Source organism: Streptomyces tritici (assembly GCF_048500665.1).
Taxonomy (GTDB): Bacteria; Actinomycetota; Actinomycetes; order Streptomycetales; family Streptomycetaceae; genus Streptomyces; species Streptomyces tritici.
The window spans coordinates 348,416-372,885 of sequence record NZ_CP183183.1; the positions used below are offsets into that span (position 1 = coordinate 348,416).

Here is a 24,470-nt window from a genome sequence, read left to right on the forward strand (position 1 = left end):
TTCTGGTCAACTGAGGCCGGGGACGAGGGAGAGGAGCAGGTCGATGAGCTTGATGCCGATGAACGGGGCGATCAGGCCGCCGAGTCCGTAGACGCCGAGGTTGCGGCGGAGCATCTTGTCGGCGCTGGACGGCCGGTAGCGCACGCCCTTCAGGGCGAGCGGGACGAGGGCGACGATGACCAGTGCGTTGAAGACGACCGCGGAGAGGATCGCGGACTCCGGCGAGGCCAGCCGCATGATGTTGAGCTTGTCCAGGCTCGGGTAGGCCACGGCGAACATCGCGGGGATGATCGCGAAGTACTTCGCGACGTCGTTGGCGAGGGAGAAGGTGGTCAGCGCGCCCCGGGTGATGAGGAGCTGCTTGCCGATCTCGACGATCTCGATGAGCTTCGTCGGGTCCGAGTCGAGGTCGACCATGTTGCCGGCCTCCTTCGCGGCCGACGTCCCGGTGTTCATCGCCACGCCGACGTCCGCCTGGGCGAGGGCCGGTGCGTCGTTCGTCCCGTCGCCGGTCATCGCGACCAGCTTGCCCCCGGCCTGCTCCCGCTTGATGAGGGCCATCTTGTCCTCGGGGGTGGCCTCGGCGAGGAAGTCGTCGACGCCGGCCTCCTCGGCGATCGCCTTGGCGGTCAGCGGGTTGTCACCCGTGATCATGACCGTCCTGATGCCCATGCGGCGCAGCTCGTCGAAGCGTTCGCGCATGCCCTGCTTGACGACGTCCTTCAGGTGGACGACCCCGAGGACCCGCGCACCCCTGTCGTCCTCCACCGCCACCAGCAGCGGCGTGCCGCCGGCCTGGGAGATGGCGTCGGCGCGTTCCTGGGCGTCGGCCGCGACCTCGCCGCCGCGTTCCTCCACCCATGCCACGACCGAAGCGGTCGCACCCTTGCGGACCTTGCGTCCGTGGACGTCCACGCCCGACATCCGGGTCCGGGCGGTGAACTCGATCCACTCGGCGTCGGCCGGCCCGAGGGGATCGTGCTCGCTCAGTCCGTGGCGCTCCTTCGCGAGGGCCACGACGGAACGGCCCTCGGGCGTCTCGTCGGCGAGCGAGGAGAGCCGGGCCGCCTCCGCGAGTTCGGCCTCCGTCGTCCCGCGCACGGGAACGAAGGCGGCTGCCTGCCGGTCGCCCAGCGTGATCGTGCCCGTCTTGTCCAGCAGCAGGGTCGACACGTCCCCGGCGGCCTCGACCGCCCGCCCGGACGTGGCGAGGACGTTGCGCTGCACGAGCCGGTCCATGCCGGCGATGCCGATCGCGGAGAGCAGTGCGCCGATCGTCGTCGGGATCAGGCAGACGAGCAGGGCGGTGAGGACGATCAGCGAGGTCTGCTCGTCGGCTCCGGCGTGGATCGCGAACGGCTTCAGCGTCACGACGGCGAGGAGGAAGACGATCGTCAGCGCGGCGAGGAGGATGTGGAGGGCGATCTCGTTCGGGGTCTTCTGCCGGGCCGCGCCCTCGACCAGGTTGATCATCCGGTCGATGAACGTCTCGCCGGGCTTCGTCGTGATCCTCACGACGATCCGGTCCGACAGGACCCTCGTGCCGCCGGTCACCGCGCAGCGGTCGCCGCCCGACTCGCGGATCACCGGCGCGGACTCGCCTGTGACGGCGGACTCGTCGACCGAGGCCACGCCCTCGACGACGTCCCCGTCGCCCGGGATGACGTCGCCCGCCTCGCAGACGACGCGGTCACCGATCCTGAGTTCGGTGCCGGGGACCCGCTCCTCGCCCGTCCCGGTGAGACGTCGGGCGACGGTGCCGGTCTTGGCCCTGCGGAGGGTGTCGGCCTGCGCCTTGCCGCGGCCCTCGGCGACGGCCTCGGCGAGGTTCGCGAAGACGGTGGTCAGCCACAGCCAGGCCGTGATGGCCCAGCCGAACCAGTCCCCCGGGTTCTTCAGGGCGAGCACGGTGGTGACCACCGAACCGACGAGGACCACGAACATGACCGGCGACTTGATCATCACGCGGGGGTCGAGCTTGCGCAGCGCGTCCGGGAGGGAGGCGATCAGCTGCTTCGGTTCGAACAGCCCTGCCCCGACCCGGCCCGCCGCCGGCCGGTCGCCGGTCGGTAGGGGCCGGTGGCCGGAAGGTGCGTCGCCGGACGGGGCGGCGGCGGTCGGTGCCGTCGTGGGGGACATGGGGTCCTGCTGCCGTACGTCGATGGTCATGCCGCGAGCCCTTCGGCGAGCGGGCCCAGGGCGAGGGCCGGGAAGTAGGTGAGACCGGCGACGACGGTGATCGTGCCGACGAGCAGGCCCGCGAACAGGGGCTTCTCGGTGCGCAGGGTGCCCGCTGTCGCCGGTACGGGCGTCTGCCCGGCGAGCGAGCCGGCCAGGGCGAGGACGAACACCATGGGCAGGAACCGGCCGAGCAGCATCACGATGCCGATCGTCGAGTTGAACCACGGGGTGTCGGCGTTCAGGCCGGCGAAGGCGGAGCCGTTGTTGTTGGCGCCGGAGGTGTAGGCGTACAGGATCTCGGAGAAGCCGTGCGCGCCGGAGTTCGTCATCGAGTGCGCGGGCGTGTCCAGGGCGAGCGCGGCGGCCGTGAAGCCGAGCACCAGGGCGGGGGTGACGAGGATGTAGCAGGCCGCGAACGTGATCTCGCGGGTGCCGATCTTCTTGCCCAGGTACTCCGGGGTGCGGCCGACCATCAGGCCGGCGAGGAACACGGCGATGACCGCCATGATCAGCATGCCGTAGAGGCCGGAGCCGACACCGCCGGGCGCGATCTCGCCGAGCTGCATGCCGAGCATGGCGATCCCGCCGCCGAAGCCGGTGAAGGAGGAGTGGAAGGAGTTCACCGCGCCGGTGGAGGTCAGCGTGGTCGCCACGGCGAAGATCGACGAGCCGGCGACGCCGAACCGGGTCTCCTTGCCCTCCATGGCGCCGCCGGCGAGGTCGAAGGCGGGGCCCGCGTGGTGGAACTCGGTCCACATCATCAGGGCCGTGAACCCGAGCCAGATCGTGGTCATCGCCGCGAGGATCGCGTATCCCTGCCTGAGCGAGCCGACCATGCGGCCGAAGGTGCGGGTCAGGGCGAAGGGGATGACGAGGATGAGGTAGATCTCGAAGAGGTTGGAGAGCCCGTCGGGGTTCTCGAAGGGGTGGGCGGAGTTGGCGTTGAAGTAGCCGCCGCCGTTGGTGCCCAGCTCCTTGATGACCTCCTGGGAGGCGACCGCGCCGCCGTTCCACTGCTGGGTGCCGCCCGCGAACTGCCCGACCTCGTGGATGCCGGAGAAGTTCTGGATCGCACCGCACGCCACGAGCACGAGCGCGCCCACGACGGAGATCGGGAGCAGGATCCGTACGACTCCCCGGACCAGGTCGGCCCAGAAATTGCCGAGCTCGCCGGTACGGGAGCGGGCGAAGCCGCGGACCAGCGCGACGGCGACCGCGATGCCGACCGCCGCGGAGACGAAGTTCTGCACCGCGAGGCCGCCGGTCTGGACGACATGACCCATGGTCTGCTCGCCGTAGTACGACTGCCAGTTGGTGTTCGCGACGAACGAGGCGGCGGTGTTGAACGCCTGGTCCGGGTCGATCGAGACGAAGCCGAGCGAGCCCGGCAGCGCACCCTGGAGCCGCTGCAGCAGGTACAGGAACAGCAGGCCCACCACGGAGAAGGCCAGTACGGCGCGCAGGTACGCGGGCCAGCGCATCTGCGCCGAGGGGTCGGCGCCGATCGCACGGTAGATCCATTTCTCGACCCGCAGATGCCGCTCGGAGGAGTAGACGCGGGCCATGTGGTCGCCCAGCGGCCGGTACGAGAGACCGAGCGCGACGACCAGGGCCAGGAGCTGGAGCGCTCCAGCAAGAACAGGACTCATCCCCGGCTCAGAACCTCTCCGGCTTGATCAGCGCGAGGACGAGGTACCCGAGGAGGGCGGCGGCGACGAGCAGACCGACGACGTTCTCGGCACTCACAGCTTCGCCACCCCCTTGGCGATGAACGCCACCAGCGCGAAGACCGCGGCCGTGGTGACGACGAAGGCCACGTCGGCCATCGTGAACTCCCGGAAGAAGGAAGAGCGGATTCTCTGACGAGATGAGCAAACAGCCTGTTCAGCCGCCCTCCCGTCGTCGTTGACGCCGCCCTGATGCGCCGCAGGCCCGCCTTGACGCATCCCGTACGCGGGGAGCCGGCGGCAGGTGCGCGAGCGGCCGTCGGTTCGGCGTTCGACGCCCCGGCCGCCCGTCGGCATTGCCTTCGCTGTCATCCATTGCAACGCAACGTTGCGTTCAACGGCAGACCCATTGCATCAATTTCCCCCACCTGACCTGCAATTACTGACGTATATGATTGACGCTTCAGTGAACGCAACGTAGCGTTCAGGCATTCGCAAACACGCCATAGCGCGAAACGAGGAGCCATCATGAGCGAGTCCGTCCACACCGTCGCGGCGCTGCCGACGGAGCGTCCGGCCGGCTGCCCCTTCGCCCCGCCGGCCGAGCTGATCGACGCCCGCCGGCACGGGCCGATCAGCCGCTACACCCACCCCGGCGGCAAGCCCGGCTGGCTGATCACCGGATACGACATGGTGCGATCCGTCCTGGCCGACCCGCGGTTCAGCTCGCGCAAGGAGCTGATGAACGTCGTCGACTTCGAGCTCCCTCCGGCGCCGCCCGGCGAGTTCCTGCTCATGGACGATCCGCAGCACAGCCGCTATCGCAAGCCCCTGGTGGGGAAGTTCACCGTGCGGCGGATGCGGATGCTCACCGAGCGGATCGAGCAGATCACCGCCGATTGCCTGGACGCCATGGAGGAGACGGGGCCGCCGACGGACCTGGTGACCGCGTTCGCCAAGCCCATCCCCACCATCGTGATCTGCGAGATCCTGGGCGTGCCCTACGAGGACCGGGCGTCGTTCCAGGAGCAGATCGACGCGTTCATGGGCGGCGAGGTCAGCGACGAGGAGCTGATAGCGGCCTACACCGCGACGCAGGAGTACCTCGCGCAGCTGGTGGCCGCCAAGCGGGCCCACCCCACCGACGACGTGCTGAGCGAACTCACCGACAGCGACCTGACCGACGAGGAGCTCAAGGGCATCAGCCTCATCCTCCTGGCGGCGGGATTCGACACCACCGCGAACATGCTGTCCCTCGGCACCTTCGCACTGCTGCAGCACCCGGAGCAGCTGGCCGCGCTGCGCGCCGATCCCGCACTCACCGACGGGGCGGTGGAGGAACTGCTGCGGTACCTGAGCGTCGCCAAGACGTTCCACCGGACGGCGCTGGAGGACGTCGAGCTGGGCGGTCTGACCATCGAGGCCGGCACGACGGTCGTCCTCTCGTACAACACCGCCAACCGCGACCCCGAGCGCTTCGCCGACCCCCACACGCTCGACCTCCGCCGGCAGGCCGGCGGGCACCTCGCCTTCAGCCACGGCATCCACCAGTGCCTGGGGCAGCAGTTGGCCCGCGTCGAGATGCGGGTCGCGTTCCGCGCGCTGATCGACCGCTTCCCCGGCCTGCGCCTGGCCGTACCGGCCTCGGAGGTCGCCCTGCGCCCGGAGACGGCGGACATCTTCGGGGTGAAGAGCCTCCCGGTCACGTGGGACGCGAAGTGAGCGCGCCGCACGTGAAGGTCGACCGTGACCGTTGCATCGGGGCCGGAATGTGCGCCATGACCGCCCCCGAGGTCTTCGACCAGGACGACGACGGCCTCGTGCTCCTCCTCCACGCCACCCCGCCGGCCGCCCACCGCGCGGCCGCCCGGATGGCCGTCGGCCTCTGCCCCGCCGGCGCGATCACCTTCGCCGAACCGGAACCCGACGACTCGTAGCTTCTTTGCAGCCGTACACGGTGGATGCGTCGCTCCGACGTCACCGAGCGACTCGCCTTCGCGAGGTTGCATCGGCACAGGTCGCGACCGTGCCAATCCGCATGGTGAGAGCGGAAGTTGAGGCTCCGCCAATGGAAACCTGCTTATAGATCACGATCTCATCACGACATCGCGCGACTGGACTGGACCACCAGTGAGCAACGCGCGTAACTCCCCTTCTACAGAAGCGAGTTGATGTCTCATCAGTTCATGAACCCTCGTCACGCGACATGCCGACGCAGGCGCCATCCCTTTTGACTGAATGCTTCGCAAAAGCGATCTGGCAGGCTGCCGCGCACCGTTCCCCGACCAAGGAAGAGGTGCACGCATGTCCGGACAGCGAAGACTCAAGAAGCCCCGCAACCGGAGACCCCGCCGACTCATACTCACCGCGGCCGCCGTGGCCGTGCTGACGGTGATGGGCTCGGTCGCGTACGAGAGCCTGGGATCCGGGCCGGAGGAGAACCGCCCGCTGCCGCTGGCCCAGGGGGAGCCCGCGGCGGCCACGGAGCCGGCGAAGGAACCGGCGCGCGACGAGCAGCCCGAGCCGCTGAAGCGGGTCCCGAAGAGCGAGCCCAAGCGCGGCCTGGTCTACAAGGGGCTGACCGTCGCACCGGAGGGCGACCGGTGCACGGGGGTGTACCGCACGGCCGCCGGCGCGTGCACGCACGGCCCCGACGCACCGCCCAAGGGCGTCGACATCAAGAAGAGCACCGCGCCCGCGATCCCGGTGTCGGCACCCGCGGACGACCCCACCAAGGCGGGGAGCGGCGGTTCCGTCGCCGGCGGGCCGCCGGCCGCCACGGCGTCCGCGCTCGACGCCGCCGCGTCCGGCGGTGCGGCCCCTCGCACCGCCGGGGCGGTCACGGCGCGACAGACGTCGGCCGCGGCGGGGCCCGCCGGGCAGACCGTGCAGTGCGACGGCGACGGCAGCACGGGCAACCGCGTGCAGGTCGTGTACGTCCACGCTCCCGGACGCGACCGGTACGCCCAGTACTTCCCGTCGTTCCGCAAGTGGGCGGCCGACGCCGACCTCATCTACTCCGAGAGCGCCAAGGACACCGGCGGCGTCCGGCACATCCGCTACGTGACGGCCGCCGACTGCACCCCCACCGTGCTCAACATCGAGCTGCCGGACTCGGCCCTCGCGGAGTTCAGCGCCACCAACAGGGCGCTCGCGGCGAAGGGGCTCGACCGCCGCGACCGCAAGTACATGATCTTCGCCGACGCGCAGGTCTACTGCGGCATCGGCACCTTCGCCGGAGACGAGCGTCCGGGACAGAACAACCTCAGCAACTTCGGGCCGTCGTACGGCCGTACGGACGCGGGCTGCTGGGGCGGCCACACCGCCGCCCACGAACTCGGCCACAACCTGGGCGCGGTGAACAACAGCGCGCCCAACACCAGCCGGGGCGCGCACTGTACGGACGAGTGGGACGTGATGTGCTACTCGGACAGCCCGTACTACCCAAAGATGCGCACCGTCTGCCAGGGCCAGGACTACGAGAACCGGCTGGACTGCAACCATGACGACTACTTCCACACCAACCCCCGGCCCGGGAGCTACCTGGCCACGCACTGGAACATCGCCGACAACCAGTTCCTGACCCGGAGCGGCGGCACGACGAACCCGGACCCCGGTCCGTCCCCCAAGCCCACCCCGACCCCCACTCCGACCCCGACCGACGGCTCCGGCGCCGGGCCCACGGTCACCGTCGGGCAGATCGCCGCGGACTCGGCGGTCGCCACGTGGAATCCGGTCGCCGGCACGGCCTGGTACCAGGTGTTCCTGGACGGGCGGGCGATCGGCTGGGTGCAGACCAACAGCGTCCGGCTGTACAACCTGAAGCCCGGGACGGACTACACCGTGGCGGTCTCCGCACGTGACGCCTCCGGCCGGGACGGCGCGCGCGGCAGGGCGACCTCGTTCCGCACCACGGGCGGCGGGGGCGGCGGCACGACGCCGCAGCCCGGCACGCGTTCGCTGTTCGTCAACGGGGCCACCGGCGCGGCCGCCGAGATCTGGGGCGGGCGCAGCGCGGACAACACCGTGCTGGTCGGCGCCCAGCGCAACGGATACGCCCAGCAGCAGTGGTACGTCGACCCGGCGGGCAACGGCCTCGGCCGGATCCGGTCCGCCGTCTCCGGCAAGTGCCTCCAGGTGGGCGGCGCCCCGAGCGCCGGCATGTGGGTGGCGCAGCAGCCCTGCCGGGACACCGCGTCCCAGCAGTGGCGGATCACCGCCGCCGGGAACGGCCGCGTGACGATCGGCGCCGGCACGAGCCGGTACGTCCTCGGCGTCAGCAACCGCCCGTACTACGGGTCCTGGCTGATCGAGCTGCAGAGCGCGACTGGCGCACCGGCCCAGACCTGGACGGTCCAGAAGGCGTCCTGACCCGACGCCGAGCCGGACGGCCGGCGGGACCTGCCCAGTCCCGCCGGCCGTCCCCACGCCCGCCCGACCACCCCGCGCACCCGACCGACTTGGAGCACGACCTCATGCGCCGAACCTTTCCCGTGGCCCTGGCCACCGCCCTGGCGGGGGCGGCTCTGTCCCTGACCGTCGCCGACGGGACCGCGCAGGCCCACGGCGACACCCTGAAAGTGGAGATCACCGGGCACGCCTTCGGCAAGGTGCGCACGCAGGTGGTCTGGGAGAACGACGGCGACGCCGTCGAGGGACGCGTCGCCGCCACGGTCAACGCCCGCAGCACCGACGGCCGGACCGCCGGACCGTGGAAACTGGTCCGCGATCCCGCCCCCGCCACCGGCTGGACCACCGCCGAGGCGCTGCCGCCCGGCCGATGGCAGGTCGTCGTGGAGGCCGGCTACCCGGCGCTGGGCCGGGACGAGGAGGAACTCACGGTCTCCCCCGGCACTCCGGCCTCCCCGACGACCGTCGCACCGCCGGTGAACGCCGCTTCGCCGACGACTGCGGCACCCCCGGCCGCCGTCACACCTCCGGCGGACACCACGTCGCCGTCCGCTTCCGGCGCTCACCGCCCGACCGCCGCCGCGTCCGGTCCGCGGCGCGGACCCTGGCTGGTGGCCGGCGGCTGCCTGCTCGCGGCCGTGGCCGGAGCCGTCGCCGTCCTCCTGGCACGCCGCCGACGCGCCGCCGCACGCTGAGCCGGCGGGGAGGCCCTTTCAGCCTCCCTCCGCCCCCTCGAACGCCGCCACGACCACGTCGGTCAGCAGCCGCCCGGCCGTGCCGTCCGGGTCGAGATCGGGGTCGTAGGAGCATTCCCCGCCCAGGATCAGGGCGAAGTCACGGTCCGTCACGTGTCGTTCGACGCGGTCGGCGAGCCTCCGGGTGTACGAGGCGAGGGCGGCCGCGTTGAAGACGCCGTCGCCCTCCTGCCAGTCGCCCCGGTCGATGTTCCGCATCCCGCCATCCTCGCCACGGCCGGATACCCCCGCAACAGCGCACGCGGACGCGTCCACGGCCTCCGGTCTCCACTCCCCACGTCGTTGGTCTGGACCTATCGCGGTGCGCGGGCCAAGCTCTGCCCATGGACTTGGAGTTGAGGCACCTGAAGACGATCAGGGCCATCGCGGACGCCGGCAGTCTCACCCGCGCGGCCACCGCCCTGGGCCTGGCACAGCCCGCGCTCAGTGCCCAGCTCAAACGCATCGAACGATCCCTGGGCGGCACCCTCTTCGAACGCGGCAGGGAAGGCGTGACGGCCACCGCGCTCGGAGCCCTGGTGCTGGACCGCGCCCGGGTCGTGCTGCCCGCCGTGCGCGAACTCCAGGAGGAGGCGGTCCGCTTCGCGCGGGAGGGCGCGGACGGCCACCGGCTCGGCGGCACCCACGGCCCGCTCCTCGGCGGCCTGGTCGACCGCCTCGCCCGGGCCGGACAGGGCGCGCCGGTGACCACGTACACCTCCTGGTCGGAACGCGAGATCGCCGGCGGTGTCGCGGCGGGACGGCTCGACTTCGCCCTCATCGGCGTCTGCGGCGAGAGCAGCCCGCCCGAAGCCGACCGGCTCGCGTGGACGGAGGTCGCCCGCGACCCCGTGCACGTGATGCTGGCCGCCGACCACCCCCTGGCGTCCCGCCCGCAGGTCGCCCTCGCCGAACTCGCCACCGAGGCGTGGACGGACGTCCCCGGCGACGGCTGCTTCGGGGACTGTTTCGCCGCCGCCTGCGTCCGCGCCGGCTTCACACCGGCCTGCGTGTACGAGACGGACACCGCGTCCTGCGTCCACCTGGTCCAGGTCGGCCGTGCCGTCGGCCTGTGCCGGGCCACCTTCCCCGCCACGCCCGGCCTGGTCACCCGGCCGCTGGCCGGGACCCCGCTCGTATGGCGGCACCTCCTCGGCTGGCACCCCGAGGGACGCGCCGCCGTCCGCGCACCGGCGGTCCTCGGCCATGCCCGCGCGGCACACGCCGGCGCGCTCGCCCGCAGCGCGGCGCGGGACGCCGCCCGGCTCGGGGGCCATAACGCGAGGGCAGGGGCCGACTGACAACTCCCGTCGGGGCTCGGGGATTCCTACGGTTTCGGCAGATCCCCCACGAGACCGAGGAGACTCCTCATGCTCCGACGACGACCCGCCCGCGCGGTCGGAACCGCGCTGGCCGCCGCCGGACTGGTGGTGGCCGGCCTCCAGGCCGGCTCCGCCACGGCGGTGCCCCAGTCGCCCGTGCCGTCCCCGTCGGCGCCGGCGTCGCAGACGTCCGGCCCGGCGCCGGGCCAGGCGTCCGGCCCGGCGTCCGCGGCGGCCGCGCTCCGTGTGGACGCGGCACAGCCCGAGCTGCTGCGCGCCATGGAACGCGACCTGGGCCTGACCCGCGCCCAGGCCCGGCACCGCCTCGTCAACGAGGCCGAGGCCGGCGCCACCGCCGCCCGCATCCGTCAGGACCTGGGCGGTGCGTTCGCCGGCGCCTGGGTCGACGGGCCCGAGGCCGCCACCCTGACCGTGGCGACGACCCGTGCCGCGGATGCCGCGGCGATACGCGCGACCGGTGCGCGGGCGCGGCTGGTGACGAACAGTCTGGCCGGCCTCGAACGGGCCAGAACGGCGCTCGACCGGGCGGCCACCGCCGACGCGCCGGTCCGGTACGTCGACGTGCGCGCCAACCGCCTGGTCGTCGAGGAGGCCCGGCCCGGCGCGGGAGCACGCCTCCTCGCCGCCACGGGCGTCTCCGGCGACCTCGTGCGCATCGTCCGCACCGGCGAGCCGCCGCGCCCGCTGTACGACATCCGGGGCGGCGACGCGTACTACATGGGCGGCGGCGGCCGCTGTTCGGTCGGCTTCGCCGTCACCCGCGGCACCACACAGGGCTTCGCGACCGCGGGCCACTGCGGCCGCGCGGGCACCAGCACCAGCGGCTACAACCAGGTGGCCCAGGGCACTTTCCAGGCGTCGGTCTTCCCCGGCAACGACATGGCGTGGGTCGCCGCCAACGGCAACTGGACCGCCACCCCCTACGTGAAGGGCTCCGGCGGCGCTCAGGTGCAGGTGACCGGCTCCGTCCTGCAGCCGGTCGGCGCGTCCGTGTGCCGCTCCGGCTCGACCACCGGCTGGCACTGCGGCACGATCCAGCAGCACAACACCAGCGTCACCTACCCCGAGGGCACGATCTCGGGCGTCACCCGCACCACGGTCTGCGCGGAGCCGGGCGACTCGGGCGGCTCGTACATCTCCGGCAGCCAGGCTCAGGGTGTCACCTCCGGCGGCTCGGGCAACTGCCGCACCGGCGGGACGACCTTCTTCCAGCCCCTGAACCCGATCCTCCAGAACTACGGCCTGACCCTGAGGACCACCGGAACCGACCCGGGCCCCGGCCCCGGCGAACCCGCTCCGGGCGGCACCTGGGCGGCCGGCAAGGTCTACGCGGCCGGCGACACGGTCACCTACGGCGGCGCGACCTACCGCTGCCTCCAGGGCCACCAGGCCCAGCCCGGCTGGGAACCTCCCAACGCCCCCGCCCTCTGGCAACGCCTCTGACCCACCCCCGCCCCGAAGCGCGGCCACGCACCCACACGGTGGCCGCGCTTCCCCCTTGCCCCGACGCACGCACCACCCCGTCCCCCGACCATCCCGTGGCTGCGCTCCATTTCGTGAGCCCGACGTCAGCCGCAGTCCGTTTCATCGTCGTCGACGAGCGACCAGCGGACCCCGCGCACGACGAAGGGCGGCAGAAGCGGGTTGTCGGAGCGTGCCGTCCAGTCGAATCGACGGCGGACGCTGCGGAGGCGGGCAGCAGCGCGTTCGGCCTCTGCGCCGGTGCCCGCCGTCGCGCGCTGCTGGAGGGCGCCGTCGACGACGGCCCCGAGCGGCGCGTCGGGGAACTTCCGCCAACGCTTCGGGCGCCGGCCGTTCATGCGCTCCTCGACACCGTCGGCGCGGCCATCGTCGCGATCGCGTGAGCCGAGGAGTGCCGCCAGCGCGGTCTGTGCGTGACGTCGATTGGCTCTGTTCGGGAACCGCTTGTTGCGGCGGATGTTCTTGCGCGAGCTCTTGTCATTTTCGCCGTAGTTGTTCCGATGGTCTCTGACGTAGCTCAGCCGCTTCTTCTCCTGCGGCGTCCTGCGCCTCACCATCCCGTGCCTCCCCGGCTCGCAGAAGCGCCAGAGTAGCCACGCCCGGGCCTGTCGGCCACGCCATTGAACCGACGCCTCGCTCCGCCGGGCAGCCGGCGAGGAGGTGATCGTCGGGCATCAGCCTGCCCACGTGACCTTCGCAGCGGCAGCGCCGATACTGCCGACAGGACTATTTCCACCACCGCCGAGAAGCGACCCTCTGCTCAGATCCCGAGGAGACGCCCATGAGGATGCTGATCAATGTCCCGGAGACCGTGGTCGCCGATGCGTTGCGGGGGATGGCCGCCGCGCATCCGGGGTTGGCGGTGGATGTGGAGCACCGGGTGGTGATGCGGCGGGACGCGCCGGTGGAGGGGAAGGTCGCGCTGGTGTCCGGTGGGGGGTCCGGGCACGAGCCGTTGCACGGGGGGTTCGTGGGGCCGGGGATGCTGGCGGCGGCTTGTCCCGGGGAGGTGTTCACGTCACCGGTTCCGGATCAGATGGTGCGGGCCGCGGCGGCCGTGGACAGCGGGGCCGGGGTGCTGTTCGTCGTCAAGAACTACACGGGCGACGTGCTGAACTTCGAGATGGCCGCGGAGCTCGCCGAGGACGAGGGGATCCAGGTCGCCAAGGTGCTCGTGGACGACGACGTCGCCGTGACCGACAGTCTGTACACGGCCGGGCGGCGCGGGACCGGGGCGACGCTGTTCGTGGAGAAGATCGCGGGGGCGGCCGCCGAGGAGGGGCAGCCGCTGGAGCGGGTGGAGGCGATCGCCCGTCAGGTGAACGCGAGTTCCCGGAGTTTCGGGGTGGCCCTGAGTGCGTGCACGACTCCGGCGAAGGGCAGCCCGACGTTCGACCTTCCGCCGGGCGAGCTGGAGTTGGGGATCGGGATCCACGGCGAGCCGGGGCGGGAGCGGCGGGCCATGATGACCTCGCGGGAGATCGCGGACTTCGCCGTGGACGCCGTCCTGGACGATCTGCGGCCCGACGGCCCCGTGCTCGCGCTGGTCAACGGCATGGGCGCCACGCCGCTCCTGGAGCTGTACGGGTTCAACGCCGAGGTGCAGCGGGTCCTCGCCGAGCGCGGGGTTCCGGTGGCCCGGACCCTCGTCGGGAACTACGTGACGTCGCTCGACATGGCAGGCTGCTCGGTGACCTTGTGCCGGCTCGACGAGGAGCTGCTGCGGCTGTGGGACGCGCCGGTGGAGACGCCCGCCCTGCGCTGGGGTCGGTGAGGAGAGGAGTGTCCGACGTGACCGCGTTCGACGCCGAACTGGACGGCCCGTTCTTCCGGCGCTGGCTCGCCGCCGCGGCGGCCGCCGTGGACCGGGAGGCGGACCGGCTCACCGAGCTGGACTCGGCCATCGGCGACGCCGACCACGGCGCCAATCTGCGCCGCGGGTTCGCCGCCGTGACCGACGTGCTGGAGAAGGAGGAGCCCGCCGTTCCGGGGGCGGTGCTGATGCTCGCCGGGCGGCAGCTGATCTCGACCGTCGGCGGTGCGTCGGGTCCGCTGTACGGGACGCTGCTGCGGCGTACCGGGAAGGATTTCGGCGACGCGGAGACGGTCACCCGGCAGCGGCTCGCCGAGGCGCTCGCGGCCGGGGTCGCGGCGGTCGCGCAGCTCGGCGGGGCGCAGGCCGGCGACAAGACGATGCTGGACGCGCTGCTGCCGGCGGTCGACGGACTGGGCGAGTCGTTCGCGGCGGCCCGCGACGCGGCCGCGGAGGGCGCGCTCGCGACCGTGCCTCTGCAGGCCCGCAAGGGCCGGGCCAGCTATCTCGGCGAGCGCAGCATCGGGCACGAGGACCCGGGGGCGGCCTCCTCCGCGCTGCTGATCGCCGCACTGGCCGAGACGGCCGAGAAGACTCGGGGGGCCGAGTGAGTGCGGCGGGGCCGGACGGGGAGCGCCCGTACGTCGGGCTCGTGCTCGTCTCGCACAGCGCCGCCGTCGCCTCCGCCGTCGCCGAACTCGCCCGCGGGCTGACCGGCGGCGGCTCGACCGCGCCGCTCGCCGCGGCCGGCGGCACCGCGGACGGCGGGCTCGGCACCAGTTCCGCGCTGATCGCCGAGGCGGCGCGGGCCGTCGACCGGGGCGCGGGCGTGGCGCTGCTGGTCGATCTGGGCAGCGCCGTACTGACGGTGAAGGCCCTGCTCGCGGAGGGCGACGAACTGCCGGAGGGCGCGCGGCTCGTGGACGCGCCCTTCCTGGAGGGCGCCGTCGCCGCCCTCGTCACGGCGAGCGCCGGCGGCGACCTGGACGCGGTGGCCGCGGCGGCCTCGGAGGCGTACGGATACCGCAAGGAGTGACCCCTCACCATGCGCGGCCGCCCGCGCCGGGCCCGGCGGCGGCACGGCGGCACCTTGTGTGGCACACGTCCCAAACGCCTCCGCAGCCACCCGGCCGTGTTGTGATGCACCTGGTCAACGCACTAGTGTCGCAGCGCCTTGGTGTACGGGAAACCGGTGTGGAACCGGTGCGGCCCTCGCCACTGTGATCGGGAGGTCCGGCTCCATCCCTCGCGGGAAGCCACTGGACCGCCGCGGGTGACCGCTGCGGTCTGGGAAGGCGGAGTCCGGGCGGCATGACCGTCAGCCAGGAGACCGGCCAAGGTGCGTTGTCCATCCACGAGGTGCTGGAGAGGGTCTCCCAACCATGCATATAGCCGAGGGGTATCTGCCCCCCTTGCACGCCGCCGCCTGGGGTGTCGCGTCCGCCCCGTTCGTCGTCCACGGCGTCCGCGCCCTGACCCGTGAGGTCAAGGCCCACCCCGAGTCCACGCTGCTGCTCGGCGCGTCGGGTGCGTTCACCTTCGTCCTGTCCGCGCTGAAGCTTCCGTCCGTGACGGGCAGTTGCTCGCACCCGACCGGCACGGGGCTGGGCGCGATCCTGTTCCGGCCGCCGATCATGGCGGTGCTCGGCACGATCACGCTGCTGTTCCAGGCCCTGCTGCTCGCCCACGGCGGGCTCACCACCCTCGGCGCGAACGTGTTCTCCATGGCGGTCGTCGGGCCCTGGGCCGGGTACGGGGTGTACCGGCTGCTGCGGCGGTTCGACGTGCCGCTGATGGTGAGCGTGTTCTTCGGCGCGTTCCTCGCCGACCTCACGACGTACTGCGTCGCCAGCGTCCAGCTGGCGCTGGCGTTCCCGGACCCGAGCAGCGGCATCGCCGGCGCGCTCGCGAAGTTCGGCTCGATCTTCGCCGTCACGCAGGTCCCGCTGGCGGTCAGCGAGGGGCTGCTCACGGTGCTCGTGATGCGGCTGCTCATCCAGTCCAGCAAGGGCGAGCTGACGCGCCTCGGCGTGCTGCTCCAGGGCGGCGCCAAGGCCGGTACGACGACGGAGGCGGGGGCCCGGTGATGAGCCGCAACGCGAAGATCAACAGTCTGCTGCTGCTCGTGGTCGCCGCACTGGCCGTGGTGCCGCTCGCGCTCGGTCTCGGCGACCACAAGGAGGAGCCGTTCACGGGCGCGGACGGGGAGGCCGAGGCGGCGATCACGGAACTCCGACCGGACTACGAGCCCTGGTTCACCCCGCTGTACGAGCCGCCGTCCGGCGAGATCGAGTCCGCGCTGTTCTCGCTCCAGGCGGCGTTGGGCGCGGGCGTGCTCGCGTACTACTTCGGGCTCCGCAAGGGCCGCCGACAGGGCGAGGCCCGCGCGCTGGCGGCCGCGGAGGCGACTGCCGAGGCGGGCGCGTCCGGGGAGACGGGCGCTCCTCCCGCAGGCGGTGACCCCGCGGGCACGGCCGCCAAGGCGGGCGCGGCCGCGGGGGCGTCGGCCGAGGTGACGGTGCCGTCCGAGGACGCGGGCGCGTCCGGGGAGGCGGGCGCTCCTCCCGCGGCCGGCGGCCCCGCGGCCGCCGAAACGGGCGCTCGCAAGGCCGAGCCCTCCACCGGGGGCTGACGCCCCGTGCTGCCCATTGACGCGGCGGCGCACAGCAGTCGCTGGCGCCGCCGTCATCCCTGCGAGAAGGCCGTGCTCGGCTTCGGCCTGACGTTGTGCGCGGTGTCGTTGCCCCCGTGGCCCGGCGCCGTGCTGGTCGCGGCCGCGACCCTCGCCGTGCTGCTCGGACCGGCCGGAGTGCCGGGCCGGCAGCTGTGGCGGGCGTTCCGCATCCCGCTCGGCTTCTGCGTGACCGGCGCGGTGCCGCTGCTCTTCCAGGTCGGCGGGCCCACCGGCCTCGTCGCCCTGGCCCCCGACGGCCCGGTGCACGCCGGCGAGCTGCTGCTGCGCACCTCCGCCGCCTCGCTGGGCGTGCTGCTGTTCGCGTTCACCACGCCGGTCTCGGACGTGCTGCCGCGCCTCGTCAGGGCCGGGGTGCCCGCGCCGGTCGTGGACGTGGCGCTCGTGATGTACCGGATCGGCTTCCTGCTGCTCGACGCGATCACCCGCGTCCGGCAGGCGCAGGCGGCCCGCCTCGGGCTGACCACCCGGGCGGCGACCTGGCGTTCGCTGGCCGGTCTCGGCGCGACGGCGTTCGTCCGCGCCTTCGACCGGGCGCAGCGGCTGCAGACGGGCCTCGCCGGGCGCGGGTACGACGGCACGCTGCGCGTGCTGGTGCCCGAGGCGGCGGTGTCCCGGCGGTTCCTCGCGGCGACGGCCGCGCTGCTGGCCGGTCTGGTCGCCCTCACCCTCGTCCTCGAAAGGTCTCTGCCGTGACTCCACCACTCCCGGTCGTCGAGCTCGTCCGGGCGGGCTTCGCGTACGAGGACGGCCCGCCGGTCTTCGACGGGATCGACTTCGCCGTGCCCGAGGGACGCGCCATGGCGCTCCTCGGCCGCAACGGCAGCGGCAAGACGACCCTGATGCGGCTGCTCAGCGGCGGTCTGCGGTGCGCCCGGGGCGCGCTGCGGGTGGCCGGCGAGGAGGTGACGTACGACCGTAAGGGCCTGACGCGGCTGCGGACGACGGTGCAGCTGGTGCTGCAGGACCCGGACGACCAGCTGTTCGCCGCGTCGGTGGGGCAGGACGTGTCGTTCGGGCCGCTGAACCTCGGGCTGCCGGAGGACGAGGTCCGGCTGCGGGTCCGGGAGGCGCTGGAGGCGCTGGACATCGCGGCGCTGGAGGACCGGCCGACGCATCTGCTCTCGTACGGTCAGCGCAAGCGGGCCGCGATCGCCGGGGCGGTGGCGATGCGGCCACGCGTGCTGATCCTGGACGAGCCGACGGCCGGCCTCGACCCGCACGGGCAGGAACGGCTCCTGGAGGTCCTCGGCCGGCTGCGGGACGCGGGGACGACGGTGGTGATGGCGACGCACGACGTGGACCTGGCCCTGCGCTGGGCCGACGACGCGGCCGTGCTGTCGCCGGCGGGCCTGCGCACGGGCCCGGTCGAGGAGCTCCTCGCGGACGACGCCCTGCTCGACGCGGCCCGGCTCCGCCGCCCATGGGGCATGGCCGTCGCCCGCCTCCTCCGCGAACAGGGCCTCCTCACGGACAACACCCCGGGCCCCCGCACGGCCGAGGAACTCGACACCTGGTCCACTCGCCGGACCCCGAGGCCGACGGGCTGACGCGAGGGGGCAGGCGGAGGCGAGCCGGGCCGGGTGGGGCGGAGCCGGGCCGCGCGGGGCGGAGCCGGGCCGCGCGGGGCGGAGCCGGGCCGCGCGGGGCGGAGCCGGGCGGGGGCGTCGCGGGCACGTCGGCCCTCGCCCCCGCCCCAGCCGTCCACCCCCTCAGTCACCGCCTCGCCATACGCCCCCTCAGTCACCGCCCTACCCTCCCCGGACCTCCCTCCCTCCGTCCCTCAGTCGTCCGCCGCCACCAGCAGCGTCAGCCGTCGCGCCCTGCGGTCGAGGACCACGAACTCGTGGTACTCCCCGTGCACCGGCCCCCAGTCGTGGTACGCGTCCTCCCCCAGCCCCGACAGGCGGTACACCCCGTCCGCCGTCGGCCAGGTGTCCGACGAGGTCTCCCGGCGCAGGTCCGCGGCCAGCTCCTCGGGCACGGGCTCGTACTGGTCGGCCCAGTCGCGGAGCGCCCGCTCGGCGGCCTCCGCGGCGATCGGCTCGTACGCCTCGGGCGTGACCCGGCTCAGCCAGTAGGGCCCGTGCCGGATGCCGTCCGGCTCGACGCCCCCGCCCGCGTAGTCGTCGCGGAACTGCTCGTGCGCGATGAGCGCGGTGAGCAGCTCGCGGTCGGTGCGGGGCTCCGCGGGCAGCCGCAGCCGCTTGACGTCGACCCACCGGTAGGCGTGCGCGTACGCGCCTCGGAAGGGGTAGTGCCGGAAGTTGAGGAAGGCGGTGCCTTCGTGGGTGAGCGCGTACTCCATGGCCGCAGAGCCTAAGGGCCCGACCATCCGCGGCGGCAAGGGCGGCCTGCCCCCTACCGCCGAGTAGCGCACATCACCCTCCCACCCTTCTGCAACTAGTTGCAGAACCGCCCCGCGGTCCCTTAGAACTGGGAGGACGATCCCGCGCGAGGAGGCGCCCTCATGTCCGCGACCCCGGCCCAGGCCCCGGCCACCACCCCGTACCCGCATCTGCTCAGCCCGCTCGACCTCGGGTTCACCACCCTGCCCAACCGGGTGCTCATGGGCTCGATGCACGTCGGGCTCGAGGAGACCGAGAACGGCTTCGAGCGGATGGCCGCCTTCTACGCCGAGCGCGCCCGCGGCGGCGTCGGCCTGATCGTGACCGGCGGCATCGCGCCCAACGAGGCCGGCCGGCCGTGGGACGGCGGGGCGAAGCTCACCACCGACCACGAGGTTGCCGAGCACCGGCTGATCACCGACGCGGTGCACGAGGCGGGCGGCCGGATCGCGATGCAGATCCTGCACTTCGGCCGGTACGCGTACCACGAGGCCCTGGTCGCGCCCAGCGCGATCAAGGCGCCGATCAGCCCGTTCGTGCCGAACGAGCTCAGCGACGCCGAGGTGGAGCAGACCGTCGAGGACTACGCCCGCTGCGCCGAGCTGGCCAAGGCCGCCGGGTACGACGGCGTCGAGGTGATGGGCTCCGAGGGCTACCTGATCAACGAGTTCATCGCCGCCGCCACCAACCACCGCACCGACCGCTGGGGCGGCTCGTACGAGAACCGGGTGCGGTTCCCGCTGGAGATCGTCCGCCGCATCCGCGAGCGGGTGGGCGAGGACTTCATCCTGATCTACCGCCTGTCCATGCTCGACCTCGTCCCCGGCGGCTCCACCCTGGAGGAGGTCGTCGCGCTCGCCAAGGAGATCGAGGCGGCCGGCGCCACGATCATCAACACCGGCATCGGCTGGCACGAGGCCCGGATCCCGACCATCGCGACGTCCGTGCCGCGCGGCGCGTACACCTGGGTCACGAAGAAGCTGATGGGCGCGGTGTCGGTGCCGCTGGTCACCAGCAACCGCATCAACACCCCCGAGGTCGCCGAGCAGATCCTCGCCGAGGGGCGCGCCGACATGGTGTCGATGGCCCGCCCGTTCCTCGCCGACCCGGACTTCGTCGCCAAGGCCGCCGCGGACCGCGCCGAGACGATCAACACCTGCATCGGCTGCAACCAGGCGTGCCTGGACCACACCTTCAGCCTGAAGATCACCTCCTGCCTGGTGAACCCGCGCGCCTGCCACGAGACCGAACTGGTCCTCTCCCCCACCCGTCTGGCCAAGCGCGTCGCCGTCGTCGGCGCCGGTCCGGCCGGCCTCGCCTGCGCCGTCTCCGCGGCCGAACGCGGCCACACGGTCACGCTCTTCGACTCCTCCGACCGGATCGGCGGCCAGCTGAACGTCGCCAAGCAGGTCCCGGGCAAGGAGGAGTTCAACGAGACGCTGCGCTACTTCCGCGTCCAGCTGGACGCCAAGGGCGTCGAGGTCCGGCTGAACACCACCGCCACGGCCGAACTCCTCGCGGACTACGACGAGGTCGTCGTCGCCACCGGAGTCACCCCGCGCGTCCCCGAGATCGAGGGCGTCGACCACCCCAGCGTCGTCGGCTACCTGGACGTGCTGCGCGACGGCGCGCCCGTCGGCGAGCGGGTCGCGATCCTCGGCGCCGGCGGCATCGGCTTCGACGTGGCCGAGTTCCTGACGGACGGCGGCGAGGGCGCGAGCCAGGACGCCGAGACGTACTTCCGCCAGTGGGGCGTGGACACCTCGTACGAGGAGCGGGGCGGGCTGCGGGCCCCGGAGCGGCCGAAGCCGCCGCGCCAGGTGCACCTGCTGCAGCGCAAGACCAGCAAGGTCGGCGCGGGGCTGGGCAAGACGACCGGCTGGATCCACCGGACCGAGCTGAAGCACCGCGGGGTCACCATGGTCGCCGGCGCGACGTACGAGCGGATCGACGACGAGGGGCTGCACGTCACCGTCGACGGCGAGACGAGCGTGCTGCCCGTCGACACGGTCGTCCTGTGCACCGGCCAGGAGCCGCGCCGCGGCCTGTACGAGGAGCTGGTCGCCGCCGGGCGCACCGCGCACCTGATCGGCGGGGCGGACGTGGCGGCCGAACTGGACGCGAAGCGGGCCATCGACCAGGGGACGCGGCTGGCGGCCACCCTGTGATCCGAATCTAGGATGCGTGCATGTCCCTCCCGCACGCGATCCTGACCGCACTGCTCGAGAAGCCGTCCTCGGGTCTCGAACTGACGCGCCGCTTCGACAAGTCGATCGGCTACTTCTGGTCGGCCACGCACCAGCAGATCTATCGCGAGCTGGGGAAACTGGAGCAGGCGGGGCACATCCGTGCCCTGCCCTCCGAGACGCCGACGCGCGGGCAGAAGAAGGAGTACGAGGTCCTGCCCGCGGGCCGCGCCGAACTGGCGGAGTGGGTCTCCCGCACCGAGGACCCGAAGCCCATGCGCTCCGCGCTGCTGCTGCGCATGCGGGCGGCGGCGGTCGTCGGCGGCGCGGGGATGCGCGAGGAACTCGAACGCCATCTGGCCCTGCATCAGGACCAGTTGGACGAGTACCTGGAGATCGAGGACCGCGACTTCCCGCCGGAGCGCCGGAAGACCGAGCCGGACCGGCTGCGGCACCTGGTGCTCCGGGGCGGGATCGAACTGGAGCGCTTCTGGATCGCCTGGCTCACGGACGCCCTGACGGAACTGGACCGTTAGGACCGCCGCCTGCGGAGGGCGTACGCGCCGCCGGCGAGGAGGGCCGCGCCCGTGAGGCCGACGCCGAGGCCGGTCTCCAGGCCCGTGGGGCGGTACGAGCCACCCACGCCGCCCTGGGTGCCGCGGGTCGGCATCACCGTGGGGGTCACGGGAGCGGGGGTCGGGACGAGGGGCGCGGGGGTGGGGGCCACGGGCCGGGGCGCGGGGTCGATGGGCAGGGGCGCCGGGTCGATGGGCGCCGGGACCGGGTCGAGCGGCGCGGTCGTGGGGTCGACGGGCGCGGGGGTGGGACGGTGGCCGGAGGGGAGCCATTCGCAGGCGATGCCGTCGTCGGGCCCGTCGTCCTCGTCCAGGCGGTGCGGGTCGCTGCGGTTCCGGTCGAACTCCCTCTGCGCTTCCTCGCGCGTGGCGAAGTCGCGGCAGTCCAGGTCCTGGGCCTGCGCGATGCCGCCCGCGGGGACGACGGACGCGCAGGCCAGGAGTATGCCGACCGCGGCGGTACGGCGGTTCATGGTGTCTCCCAACGCTCGGGGCTGTCAGCACGACGCTACGAGCGGTGGGCGGGAGTGACCCTGTGTAGTTACGCCGAACGGTGGGCCGCCGCCTTGTGCCAGGCCGCGTCGCGAAGGAGCCGGAGGCCGTTGAGGGCGACGAGGATCGTGGAGCCCTCGTGGCCGGCCACGCCGAGCGGCAGCGGGAGGTGGCCGGCGAGGTCCCAGGTCACCAGCGCGGCGATGCAGACGCCGGCGATGACGAGGTTCTGGACGACCAGCCGGCGGGCGCGCCGCGAGAGCGCGATCACGGCGGGCACGGCGGCGAGTTCGTCGCGGACGACGACGGCGTCGGCGGTCTCCAGGGCGAGGTCGGAGCCGGCCCGGCCCATGGCGATGCCGGAGTGCGCGGCGGCCAGGGCGGGGGCGTCGTTGACGCCGTCGCCGACGAACAGGACGCGCTGTCCGGAGCTCTCCCACTCCCGTACCGCCGCCGCCTTGTGCTCCGGCAGCAGCTCGGCGCGGACGTCCGTGATGCCGACGGCCTCCGCGACGCGCCCCGCGGCTCCCGCGTTGTCGCCGGTCAGCAGGGCGGGCGGGGTCCCGGTGAGCGCGGTCAGGGCGGCGACCGCCTCGGGCGCGCCCTCGCGGAGCCGGTCGGTGAACTCCAGGACGGCGCGCACCTCGCCGTCCACGACGACCTCGACGGCGGTGTCGGCGTGCGCCTCGCCGTCGGCCCTGCGGACCTCCACCGCGCGGCCGTCGACGACGGCCCGTACGCCCCGGCCCGGCACGGAGACGAAGTCGCTCGCCTCCGGGACGCTCACGCCGCGCTCCTGAGCCGCCGTCACCACGGCCCGGCCCAGGGGGTGTTCGCTGGGACGCTCGGCCGCCGCCGCGAGCGCGAGCACCGACTCGTCGCCGCGGACGCGGGACACCCGCGGCTCCCCCTGGGTCAGCGTGCCGGTCTTGTCGAGGGCCACCCGGCCCGCCTCGCCGAGGCGTTCCATGACCACGGCGGACTTGACGAGCACGCCGTGGCGTCCCGCGGTGGCGATGGCCGAGAGCAGCGGGGGCATCGTGGCGAGCACCACCGCGCAGGGGGAGGCCACGATCATGAAGGTCATGGCGCGCAGCAGGGTCTCGGTGAAGTCCGCGCCGAGCGCGAGCGGGACGGCGAAGAGCAGGAGCGTGGCGACGACCACGCAGACCGAGTACCGCTGCTCGATCCGCTCCACGAAGAGTTGCGTGGGGGCCTTGGTGGCGCTCGCCTCCTCGACGAGCGCGACGATGCGGGCGATGACCGAGTCGGCCGGGTCGGCGCCGACGCGGACGCGCAGCGCCCCGGCGCCGTTGAGCGTGCCGGCGTACACCTCGTCGCCGGCCGCCCGCGGGACGGGCAGCGGCTCGCCGGTGATGGACGCCTGGTCGACCTCGCTCGCGCCGTCGAGCACGGTGCCGTCGGCGGGCAGCCGCTCCCCGGGGCGTACGAGCACGGTGTCGCCGACGCGCAGCGCGGCGGCCTCGACGGTCTCCTCGGCGCCGTCCGGCAGCAGTCGGACGGCGGTCTCGGGGGCCAGGTCGAGCAGGCCGCGCACCGAGTCGGCGGTGCGCCGGGTGGCGAGCGCCTCCAGGGCGCCGGAGACGGCGAAGATCACGATGAGCAGGCCGCCGTCCAGGTACTGCCCGATCGCGGCGGCCCCGAGCGCCGCCACCACCATCAGCAGGTCCACGTCCAGGGACTTCTCGCGCAGGGCCCGCAGGCCCTCGAGGCCGGGTTCCCAGCCGCCCGCGGCGTAGCAGACCGCGTAGAGCGGTCCCCAGGCCCAGGCGGGCGCACCGGCCAGGTCCAGCGGCAGCGCGGCGAGGAAGGCGAGCGTGCTCAGCGCCGCCCAGCGGACCTCGGGCAGGGCGAACAGGCCGGTCCGCCGCCCGGCGGGCGGGGCGGTCGCGGCGGGGGCGGTGGTCCTGGTGTCGAGCACCGGGGAAGCCATCGGGCACACCTCTTCACGGTCGGGAAACGGCATGGGCGGGGACAAGCAGGGACGGACGAGTACGCACGGAGACGCACGGAGGGGCGCACCGAGACCACCACCATAGCGGAACATATGAAGAGGTCTTCATTCATGAATATATGCCCGGCGGGGGCCGAACCGGCCGCCGATACGATGTGCGCATGGGACATGGAGCGAAGGACGGAACGACGCAGGCCATCCAGCTGGACGCCGAGTCCGCGGCCACGATCGCCGCCACGCTGCAGGCCCTCGCCACCCCGTCCCGGCTGATGATCCTGACCCGGCTGCGCCAGGGCCCCTGCGGCGTCACCGAGCTCGCCGAGGCCGTCGCCATGGAGCAGTCCGCCGTGTCCCACCAGCTGCGCCTGCTGCGCACGCTGGGCCTGGTGAACGGCGTCCGCCAGGGCCGGCGCATCGAGTACAGCCTGTACGACAACCACGTGGCCCAGCTCCTCGACGAGGCCGTCTACCACATCGAGCACCTCCGGCTGGGCGCACGCGATCTTCCCCAACCGACCGTGGATACTGGACAGTCGTAGAAGGACCCGGGGGACCTACGACGAAAGGGCGGG

General features: G+C 73.1%; 24 protein-coding genes, 1 pseudogene and 1 riboswitch. Of the genes and pseudogenes, 16 read left to right on the forward strand and 9 right to left on the reverse strand.

What is annotated here, in order from left to right; all coding sequences use genetic code 11:
- Positions 1-6: 6 nt before the first annotated feature.
- The 4 genes from kdpB to ACNJ93_RS01680 are packed head-to-tail and all read right to left on the reverse strand — an operon-like array spanning position 7 to position 4,220.
- Entirely contained in the window at positions 7-2,169 is a 2,163-nt protein-coding gene (gene kdpB, locus ACNJ93_RS01665) for a potassium-transporting ATPase subunit KdpB (protein WP_418955495.1), read from the reverse strand.
- Positions 2,166-3,830: a potassium-transporting ATPase subunit KdpA gene (gene kdpA, locus ACNJ93_RS01670; protein ID WP_418955496.1), complete on the reverse strand. Its 1,665-nt coding sequence runs from the start codon at positions 3,828-3,830 to the stop codon at positions 2,166-2,168. The genes kdpB and kdpA overlap by 4 nt, the downstream gene beginning before the upstream one ends.
- A gap of 7 nt (positions 3,831-3,837) precedes the next feature.
- Entirely contained in the window at positions 3,838-3,927 is a 90-nt protein-coding gene (gene kdpF / locus ACNJ93_RS01675) for a K(+)-transporting ATPase subunit F (protein ID WP_362110617.1), read from the reverse strand.
- On the reverse strand, positions 3,924-4,220 hold the full coding sequence (locus tag ACNJ93_RS01680) for a hypothetical protein (protein WP_418955497.1): 297 nt from the start codon (positions 4,218-4,220) through the stop codon (positions 3,924-3,926). The genes kdpF and ACNJ93_RS01680 overlap by 4 nt, the downstream gene beginning before the upstream one ends.
- Before the next feature lie 156 nt (positions 4,221-4,376).
- Between ACNJ93_RS01680 and ACNJ93_RS01685 the strand changes: the two genes are divergently transcribed.
- The 4 genes from ACNJ93_RS01685 (at position 4,377) to ACNJ93_RS01700 (ending at position 8,953) form a co-directional block, all read left to right on the forward strand.
- Positions 4,377-5,570: a cytochrome P450 gene (locus ACNJ93_RS01685; RefSeq protein WP_418955498.1), complete on the forward strand. Its 1,194-nt coding sequence runs from the start codon at positions 4,377-4,379 to the stop codon at positions 5,568-5,570.
- The gene (locus ACNJ93_RS01690) at positions 5,567-5,785 is read left to right on the forward strand and encodes a ferredoxin (protein WP_418955499.1); all 219 of its coding nucleotides are present in this window, start codon (positions 5,567-5,569) and stop codon (positions 5,783-5,785) included. Before ACNJ93_RS01685 ends, ACNJ93_RS01690 begins: the two co-directional genes overlap by 4 nt.
- A gap of 367 nt (positions 5,786-6,152) precedes the next feature.
- On the forward strand, positions 6,153-8,219 hold the full coding sequence (locus tag ACNJ93_RS01695; protein ID WP_418955500.1) for an RICIN domain-containing protein: 2,067 nt from the start codon (positions 6,153-6,155) through the stop codon (positions 8,217-8,219).
- Between the two features lie 104 nt (positions 8,220-8,323).
- Complete coding sequence (locus ACNJ93_RS01700) at positions 8,324-8,953, forward strand: hypothetical protein (RefSeq protein WP_418955501.1); 630 nt, start codon at positions 8,324-8,326, stop codon at positions 8,951-8,953.
- A 108-nt stretch (positions 8,954-9,061) separates the two neighbouring features.
- Here the strand turns inward: ACNJ93_RS01700 and ACNJ93_RS01705 are convergent.
- Positions 9,062-9,199 (reverse strand): annotated as a pseudogene (locus ACNJ93_RS01705) (arginase family protein); the annotation flags it as partial.
- A gap of 137 nt (positions 9,200-9,336) precedes the next feature.
- Here ACNJ93_RS01705 and ACNJ93_RS01710 point away from each other — a divergent pair.
- Positions 9,337-10,293: a LysR family transcriptional regulator gene (locus tag ACNJ93_RS01710; RefSeq protein WP_418955502.1), complete on the forward strand. Its 957-nt coding sequence runs from the start codon at positions 9,337-9,339 to the stop codon at positions 10,291-10,293.
- Between the two features lie 69 nt (positions 10,294-10,362).
- Positions 10,363-11,778: a carbohydrate-binding protein gene (locus ACNJ93_RS01715; RefSeq protein ID WP_418955503.1), complete on the forward strand. Its 1,416-nt coding sequence runs from the start codon at positions 10,363-10,365 to the stop codon at positions 11,776-11,778.
- A 125-nt stretch (positions 11,779-11,903) separates the two neighbouring features.
- On the opposite strand, the gene ACNJ93_RS01720 is transcribed toward ACNJ93_RS01715, so the two are convergent.
- Complete coding sequence (locus ACNJ93_RS01720; RefSeq protein WP_418955504.1) at positions 11,904-12,374, reverse strand: hypothetical protein; 471 nt, start codon at positions 12,372-12,374, stop codon at positions 11,904-11,906.
- A gap of 224 nt (positions 12,375-12,598) precedes the next feature.
- On the opposite strand from ACNJ93_RS01720, the gene dhaK reads away from it, so the two are divergent.
- From dhaK to ACNJ93_RS01755, 7 genes are all read left to right on the forward strand, one after another.
- The gene (gene dhaK / locus ACNJ93_RS01725; protein ID WP_418955505.1) at positions 12,599-13,591 is read left to right on the forward strand and encodes a dihydroxyacetone kinase subunit DhaK; all 993 of its coding nucleotides are present in this window, start codon (positions 12,599-12,601) and stop codon (positions 13,589-13,591) included.
- Positions 13,592-13,599: 8 nt separating this feature from the next.
- A complete protein-coding gene (gene dhaL / locus ACNJ93_RS01730) occupies positions 13,600-14,241 on the forward strand; it encodes a dihydroxyacetone kinase subunit DhaL (RefSeq protein WP_418955506.1) in 642 nt (213 codons plus the stop codon).
- On the forward strand, positions 14,238-14,666 hold the full coding sequence (locus ACNJ93_RS01735; protein WP_418955507.1) for a PTS-dependent dihydroxyacetone kinase phosphotransferase subunit DhaM: 429 nt from the start codon (positions 14,238-14,240) through the stop codon (positions 14,664-14,666). The genes dhaL and ACNJ93_RS01735 overlap by 4 nt, the downstream gene beginning before the upstream one ends.
- A gap of 94 nt (positions 14,667-14,760) precedes the next feature.
- Positions 14,761-14,984, forward strand: a riboswitch (cobalamin riboswitch).
- A 28-nt stretch (positions 14,985-15,012) separates the two neighbouring features.
- A complete protein-coding gene (locus tag ACNJ93_RS01740) occupies positions 15,013-15,717 on the forward strand; it encodes an energy-coupling factor ABC transporter permease (protein ID WP_418955508.1) in 705 nt (234 codons plus the stop codon).
- Positions 15,717-16,262: an energy-coupling factor ABC transporter substrate-binding protein gene (locus ACNJ93_RS01745; RefSeq protein ID WP_418955509.1), complete on the forward strand. Its 546-nt coding sequence runs from the start codon at positions 15,717-15,719 to the stop codon at positions 16,260-16,262. Before ACNJ93_RS01740 ends, ACNJ93_RS01745 begins: the two co-directional genes overlap by 1 nt.
- Before the next feature lie 6 nt (positions 16,263-16,268).
- Positions 16,269-17,018 (forward strand): cobalt ECF transporter T component CbiQ, encoded by a 750-nt coding sequence (gene cbiQ / locus ACNJ93_RS01750; RefSeq protein ID WP_418955510.1) that lies wholly within the window; start codon positions 16,269-16,271, stop codon positions 17,016-17,018.
- A complete protein-coding gene (locus ACNJ93_RS01755) occupies positions 17,015-17,872 on the forward strand; it encodes an energy-coupling factor ABC transporter ATP-binding protein (RefSeq protein WP_418955511.1) in 858 nt (285 codons plus the stop codon). The genes cbiQ and ACNJ93_RS01755 overlap by 4 nt, the downstream gene beginning before the upstream one ends.
- A 233-nt stretch (positions 17,873-18,105) precedes the next feature.
- Here the strand turns inward: ACNJ93_RS01755 and ACNJ93_RS01760 are convergent, their stop codons facing one another.
- Positions 18,106-18,630 (reverse strand): hypothetical protein, encoded by a 525-nt coding sequence (locus ACNJ93_RS01760; RefSeq protein ID WP_418955512.1) that lies wholly within the window; start codon positions 18,628-18,630, stop codon positions 18,106-18,108.
- A 162-nt stretch (positions 18,631-18,792) separates the two neighbouring features.
- Between ACNJ93_RS01760 and ACNJ93_RS01765 the strand changes: the two genes are divergently transcribed.
- On the forward strand, positions 18,793-20,838 hold the full coding sequence (locus ACNJ93_RS01765; RefSeq protein WP_418955513.1) for an FAD-dependent oxidoreductase: 2,046 nt from the start codon (positions 18,793-18,795) through the stop codon (positions 20,836-20,838).
- Between the two features lie 20 nt (positions 20,839-20,858).
- Positions 20,859-21,392 (forward strand): PadR family transcriptional regulator, encoded by a 534-nt coding sequence (locus ACNJ93_RS01770; RefSeq protein ID WP_418955514.1) that lies wholly within the window; start codon positions 20,859-20,861, stop codon positions 21,390-21,392.
- Here the strand turns inward: ACNJ93_RS01770 and ACNJ93_RS01775 are convergent.
- Positions 21,389-21,904, reverse strand: a complete 516-nt coding sequence (locus ACNJ93_RS01775; protein WP_418955515.1) for an excalibur calcium-binding protein — start codon at positions 21,902-21,904, stop codon at positions 21,389-21,391. The genes ACNJ93_RS01770 and ACNJ93_RS01775 overlap by 4 nt on opposite strands.
- 68 nt (positions 21,905-21,972) lie before the next feature.
- Positions 21,973-23,877: a heavy metal translocating P-type ATPase gene (locus ACNJ93_RS01780; RefSeq protein WP_418955516.1), complete on the reverse strand. Its 1,905-nt coding sequence runs from the start codon at positions 23,875-23,877 to the stop codon at positions 21,973-21,975.
- Between the two features lie 182 nt (positions 23,878-24,059).
- On the opposite strand from ACNJ93_RS01780, the gene ACNJ93_RS01785 reads away from it, so the two are divergent.
- Positions 24,060-24,437: an ArsR/SmtB family transcription factor gene (locus ACNJ93_RS01785; protein WP_418955517.1), complete on the forward strand. Its 378-nt coding sequence runs from the start codon at positions 24,060-24,062 to the stop codon at positions 24,435-24,437.
- The last annotated feature ends 33 nt before the right edge of the window (positions 24,438-24,470 follow it).

Excerpts from the sequence above, each read along its gene's own strand:
- kdpB (WP_418955495.1), bottom strand. The coding sequence starts at position 2,169 with ATGACCATCGACGTACGGCAGCAGGACCCCATGTCCCCCACGACGGCA.
- kdpA (WP_418955496.1), bottom strand. The coding sequence starts at position 3,830 with ATGAGTCCTGTTCTTGCTGGAGCGCTCCAGCTCCTGGCCCTGGTCGTC.
- ACNJ93_RS01680 (WP_418955497.1), bottom strand. The coding sequence starts at position 4,220 with ATGACAGCGAAGGCAATGCCGACGGGCGGCCGGGGCGTCGAACGCCGA.
- ACNJ93_RS01685 (WP_418955498.1), top strand. The coding sequence starts at position 4,377 with ATGAGCGAGTCCGTCCACACCGTCGCGGCGCTGCCGACGGAGCGTCCG.
- ACNJ93_RS01695 (WP_418955500.1), top strand. The coding sequence starts at position 6,153 with ATGTCCGGACAGCGAAGACTCAAGAAGCCCCGCAACCGGAGACCCCGC.
- ACNJ93_RS01700 (WP_418955501.1), top strand. The coding sequence starts at position 8,324 with ATGCGCCGAACCTTTCCCGTGGCCCTGGCCACCGCCCTGGCGGGGGCG.
- ACNJ93_RS01710 (WP_418955502.1), top strand. The coding sequence starts at position 9,337 with ATGGACTTGGAGTTGAGGCACCTGAAGACGATCAGGGCCATCGCGGAC.
- ACNJ93_RS01715 (WP_418955503.1), top strand. The coding sequence starts at position 10,363 with ATGCTCCGACGACGACCCGCCCGCGCGGTCGGAACCGCGCTGGCCGCC.
- ACNJ93_RS01720 (WP_418955504.1), bottom strand. The coding sequence starts at position 12,374 with ATGGTGAGGCGCAGGACGCCGCAGGAGAAGAAGCGGCTGAGCTACGTC.
- dhaK (WP_418955505.1), top strand. The coding sequence starts at position 12,599 with ATGAGGATGCTGATCAATGTCCCGGAGACCGTGGTCGCCGATGCGTTG.
- ACNJ93_RS01740 (WP_418955508.1), top strand. The coding sequence starts at position 15,013 with ATGCATATAGCCGAGGGGTATCTGCCCCCCTTGCACGCCGCCGCCTGG.
- ACNJ93_RS01745 (WP_418955509.1), top strand. The coding sequence starts at position 15,717 with ATGAGCCGCAACGCGAAGATCAACAGTCTGCTGCTGCTCGTGGTCGCC.
- ACNJ93_RS01760 (WP_418955512.1), bottom strand. The coding sequence starts at position 18,630 with ATGGAGTACGCGCTCACCCACGAAGGCACCGCCTTCCTCAACTTCCGG.
- ACNJ93_RS01765 (WP_418955513.1), top strand. The coding sequence starts at position 18,793 with ATGTCCGCGACCCCGGCCCAGGCCCCGGCCACCACCCCGTACCCGCAT.
- ACNJ93_RS01770 (WP_418955514.1), top strand. The coding sequence starts at position 20,859 with ATGTCCCTCCCGCACGCGATCCTGACCGCACTGCTCGAGAAGCCGTCC.
- ACNJ93_RS01775 (WP_418955515.1), bottom strand. The coding sequence starts at position 21,904 with ATGAACCGCCGTACCGCCGCGGTCGGCATACTCCTGGCCTGCGCGTCC.
- ACNJ93_RS01780 (WP_418955516.1), bottom strand. The coding sequence starts at position 23,877 with ATGGCTTCCCCGGTGCTCGACACCAGGACCACCGCCCCCGCCGCGACC.
- ACNJ93_RS01785 (WP_418955517.1), top strand. The coding sequence starts at position 24,060 with ATGGGACATGGAGCGAAGGACGGAACGACGCAGGCCATCCAGCTGGAC.